Source organism: Zarconia navalis LEGE 11467 (assembly GCF_015207075.1).
GTDB lineage: Bacteria > Cyanobacteriota > Cyanobacteriia > Cyanobacteriales > Geitlerinemataceae > Zarconia > Zarconia navalis.
This window is the reverse complement of sequence record NZ_JADEXN010000413.1, coordinates 1-5,213: the sequence shown is the minus strand read 5'-3', so window position 1 is coordinate 5,213 and position 5,213 is coordinate 1. Positions and strand designations below refer to the sequence as shown.

General features: G+C 46.4%; 2 protein-coding genes. One reads left to right on the top strand and one right to left on the bottom strand.

The annotated features are described in order from the left end of the window. The first annotated feature begins 647 nt into the window (after positions 1-647). Positions 648-4,265 (top strand): WD40 domain-containing protein, encoded by a 3,618-nt coding sequence (locus IQ235_RS18270; RefSeq protein WP_264322844.1) that lies wholly within the window; start codon positions 648-650, stop codon positions 4,263-4,265. A gap of 147 nt (positions 4,266-4,412) precedes the next feature. Here IQ235_RS18270 and IQ235_RS18265 read toward each other — a convergent pair. Next, positions 4,413-5,213, bottom strand: an 801-nt coding sequence (locus IQ235_RS18265) for an Hpt domain-containing protein (RefSeq protein ID WP_264322843.1), incomplete at its 5' end; no start/stop codon positions are given.

Here is a 5,213-nt window from a genome sequence, read left to right as displayed (position 1 = left end):
ATCCAAGACAGATAGCCGAAGCGATCCGTCTTAGATTCGGGTTACATCTTTAGCAGAGATGCGATCGCTTTCGCAAGCGCAACCAGCATCATGAGAAGAGCTACTTCTTCCATGTGATTTTCCTATTTTTAGTTTTGGCTCCCCAACGAATGAAGCGATTCAGATAGGATGAGCCAAAGCCGCTACAACTATAACTCAAATTCTAAAAACGCAAAATTGTTTGGGATGTCTCACAGTTTATCCCAAACAATTTTGAACGTCAAGTTATAGTTGCAGCTATTCTTAGCATAGGTCAAAATCTCTATATTTGACCGAAGTTATACACATCTTTTACAACTACGACATATCTTTTACAACTACAACATTGATGCACTGATTAAGTTATACTGAGGTAACTCGGGTGTGTAACCAGTTCGCCGTACACCCCTGACTAGTACTCCGCCACAGAAATTATGACGGGTAATTTTGTAGGGGTAATCCCCCCGTGGTTACCCCATCTGACCGGGGTAGGCACAGGGGCGCTACCCCTACTTGTCAAAATCATTGTGGTCAAGTACTAGACGTAAGTTCTAGACTTTACTGATGACACGTTCGAGGACTCGTCGAGTCAACTTTATTATGAAACATTAAGCTTTTATAAATAGGGCATGAATCGATCGCTCCGATTAAAACCTGAATGTATTGCGGACGTTAAAGCAGCATCGAGACGAAAGTTTGCTCGCCAAATAGATTTAGCCGATCGAGCTGAAATCTCCCGCGCGACGGTTAGTAAGTTTCTGAAAGGTCATCCAGTCGATCGATTTAATTTTATCGAACTGGCTGAGTTGTTAGATTTTGAGGTTGAAGCAATTGCCAAACTCAATACTGATTCAGATGTCTTGGGAGCAGAATCATCGAGCTTGCTTCATTGGGATCGCCATCCTCAACCGCAAACTACTCCCGATCGCGAAGAAGAATTAACCATCCTCAGACGGTGGATTTTTCAAGAATCCTGCCAGGTTTTGTTCGTATACGGATTTGGAAAAATCGGCAAAACGGGTATCATTTCAAAACTTTATCGTGAAGCGCGAAAGAATAGCGATTTTGAAGGTGGAATTTGGGTCGATTTTAAAGGTGGCGTAATTACAGTCGAAAAACTGTTAGAGCGAATTGTCAAAACCTGGTCTGATGCTTCTGATATTTTGCAAGAAGAACGCCTAAGCGATAAAATCTCTAAGCTCGTTGATTTCTTGGAAACCCATCGATATCTAATCGTCTTGAGGCGAATCGATAAGCTCTTTCAAGAAGGAGAAATATTTGGTCGGTACCAGCTTGAATATCGAGACTATGAGGAATTATTTGCTCAGCTTCGAGGTCGCTCCCATAAAAGCTGCTGGATCGCGATCGGACGTCAACCATCCTACGATATATTGGGGTACTCTGGCGAGAGTAGATCTGCGCGATTGTTTCATTTAAAGGGATTAAACCAAAGCGAAGCTGTTTCACTTTTACATCGCGAAGGAATCAAAGGAAGTGAGACTGAAATGACGCAATTGACTCGGGTTTATATGGGTCATCCCTGGTGGTTGCAGCAACTTTCTTCTAATATTAATACAAGCACAGTCACGCAGTTTTTGACACGCGATCTGTTTGCTTGTAATGGCACCTGGGATCTTTTAGAAGAACATTTTCAAATTCTGTCATCGCTAGAAAAATCAACACTCTACTGGCTTGCGATCAACCGCGAACCCGTCACAAGTATATTTCTTTACGATGAGGATATGGCGGCTGAAGTGGGTAGAAAGGGTCGATTGATGGAAGCACTGAAATCGCTCCGGTACTGTTCGCTGGTTCATCAACAAGACGATCGATGGGAGTTGCCAGAAATTGTCCTCCGATTTATGACGACGAAACTCATCGATCGATTCTATGATGGCTTTGTCAATGGAGATGTTAGCTCTCTCAATCGTTATCCGCTCATCAAAGTGACCGGTAAGGAATACATTCGAGAAGAACAAATTAAGCTCGTACTTCAGCGCCTTCTCGATCGCCTCAAATCTACATTTGGAGGACTGAGTTCCGTCGAGAATAAAATTCGAGAACTCTTGAAAATTTGCCGCCAACAACTTACTCATCAACCCGGATATGCGGTAGGAAATCTCTTCAATTTGCTCCTCCTCATCAAAAAACAAGTCTGTACGGAAAAGCAAGAATGTACCGAACACAAACCCGTACTTCAAGGTTTAGATTTCTCGGGGTTGTTTGTCTGGCAAGCAGACTTCACCGCAGCTATGTTGCATGATGTCAATTTATCCAATGCAAACCTATCTAAATCAGTAGTTTTAGCCTCTTGCGATGGATTGCTGTCCATGTCTCTGAGTCGCGATGGGAAAATTCTCGCGGCTGGAGATACCAGTGGCAAAATTTATGTCTGGCAAGTAGCCGAAGGGAAATTAGAACCCCACCTGATTCACCAAGCTCATTCTCATTGGGTGAGAACTGTTGCGGTGAGTGCGAATGGTGCTTTCGTTGCCAGTGGTGGAGAAGATCGGTTTGTCTATGTTTGGAATGTGAAGGATGACCATGCATTTCCGTTTCGAGGGAGTCACAGCCAGCGTCTGCGTGCAGTTGCCTTTAGTCCTGGGAATAATCACTTACTTGCCAGTGCGGGTGATGACGGACACGTTATCCTGTGGGATATTCGATCTCGCCGATCGATCGCCAGATATATTCTCCCAAACGATAAAATTTGTGCTTTAGCCTTTAGTTCTGACGGTAAGTTTTTGGTCAGTGCCAGCGAAAAGGGGCAAATCGCCGTTCACGCGATCGATTCTACCGATAACTATGGGCAATTTAGTCAACCCCAAGTTTTTCAAGATGACTGTCAAGGTAAGTTACAGGCAATTGCCTTAAGCCCGGACGATCGAATTCTTGCCACTGGAGGCGATGATGGATATATCCGGCTTTGGAACATTTCGACGGGTCATCTCATAGGTGAATCGGAATTACACCATACCGATTGGATTCGTTCGATCGCCTTTAGCCCTGATGGCAAAAATATAGCCAGTAGCGGCGAAGATTTTGCAGTCAAAATATGGGATAGCCAGACGGGGCGCTATCTGAATACTTTTTTCGGTCATCAAGGTCGAGTCTGGGCTGTGGTATTCGATAGTGAGAGTGAGTATCTCTTTAGTGCAGGTGACGACCAAACCCTGAAAACCTGGGATGTCCAAACTGGGCATTGCTGGAAAACCATTCAAGGCTATACCTCGAAGGTTCGCTCTGTGGCATTTAGCCCCGACGAGCAGCAGTTGACAACTGCAAGTGATGATGGAACAGTTCGGCTCTGGGACTTAGCCAGCAAAAAGTATAAAAATCTATACGGACACCAGGGTCGAGTTTGGTCGGTTAGCTTCACAAGCGATGGTGCTTATGTCGTGAGTGGGAGCGATGACAAAACCGTCAAAGTTTGGAAGGTACCTGCTCGAAAGATGCATACAATACTCGAGCAGCATACAAGTTGGGTGCGGGCAGTGGCTTGTTCCCCTAAGTTACGACTCATTGCCAGTGGCGGTGACGATTGCGTGATTTGGCTGCACGATCTAGAAAATTTCGATTACCAGGAATTGGATTTAGAGCACAAAAACTGGATTCAAGCCCTAGCCTTTGGATGGCATGAGGAGCTTGGAAAGTTACGACTTGCCAGTGCCAGCGATGACAAAACCGTCAAGATTTGGGATATCGAGACTCGTAAATGTATTCTCTCTCTTGAGGAGCACCAGGAACCCGTACGGGCAGTGGCTCTGAGTCCTGATTGTCGCTGGGTTGTCAGCGGCAGTAACGATAAAACCGTCCGCTTGTGCGAAATTGAAACCGGACGGTATCTCGCCCCCTTGGGACGGCAAGAGGATGCCCATATGGATTGGGTGCGGGCCGTGGCGTTCCACCCTGATTTTCCCGATCGCCAACTCATCGCCAGTGCCAGTTACGATCGCACCATTAAACTCTGGGATATCAGCGATCTCCCGGCAACCTGCACGACGCTATCGGGTCATAACGGGGCCGTGGTTTCCGTTGCCTTTAGTCCCGATGGTCAAACACTCGCCAGTGGTAGTGAAGACGATACCATTCGGCTGTGGGATGTTGACACGGGTGAATGTCTTGAAGTGCTAAAGCCGCCGCGTCCCTATGAAAATATGGACATTACCAATATTGAGGGGTTAACCACCGCTCAAAAGGAAGCGTTGGTAACCCTCGGTGCCAAAGACCGTTCTCACGATCTTTAAGGCAATCAAAATACAAGTTTAGGTCGATCGGGAGAAAGAACCACACGGGCTTGAAATACACACTTTGTAAATTTCAGACCGTATCGAACGCTGAGATGTCGATCGAGCCAACGCTCCGCAATCGAACATCTCGAACTCGAGCTGGCGTTATTGGTATTCCGATCGAATGGCTTGGAGAGCCGTTTGAGTGGTGGAATATTGAGCCACAATGTGTGGTAGAAAGTCTAAGGCACCATCGATCGAATCATTGCGACTGACTGATTCTAGCTTGTCGCACAATGCAGCCATCTCCTGTGCCCCTAAAGTTGCGCTTGTCGATTTTAGGGTGTGAGCGGCCATTTGCAAAGCCATCCTGTCCCGTTTCTCGATCGCATCTTCGATATTTTGAATGAGCTGGGGACTTTCTTGACAATAGCTATCGAGTACCTCAATTAAAGTCTCCACATCCTCTTCCCCGATCAAAGATTGCAACGCTTTTAACGCCTCTCGATCGATGATATCGTCAGGCAAACTCGGTAAAGATCCCTCATTGTTTCTTTCGTTTTCTTCGACGGGTTCTCGCGGCAACGATTCTGGTGCTTGGGAAATTTCTCCAGAGTCGTTAGGACGGGTACTTGCGGTCAGCTCCTGCCCCCGCTCTCCTTCACCGATCGAAACCAGCGAACTGGAAGTGTCGAGAGCTTTTCTGTGGGGTTTCTCCTGGAACAGTTGGCAGCAACATTGGGAAATCGCTAAAGCCAATTTTTCGGCACGAATGGGTTTACTGATATAGTCGTCCATTCCCGCCTCCAAACAAATCTCTCGATCGCCTTGCATGGCATTAGCCGTCATGGCGATAATTTGCACGGGGCGATCGCAGCGATCGGCAACAAAATCACAAGAGCGAATTCGCCGTGTTGTCTCCAGCCCATCCAGTTCGGGCATCTGAACATCCATTAAGACTAAATC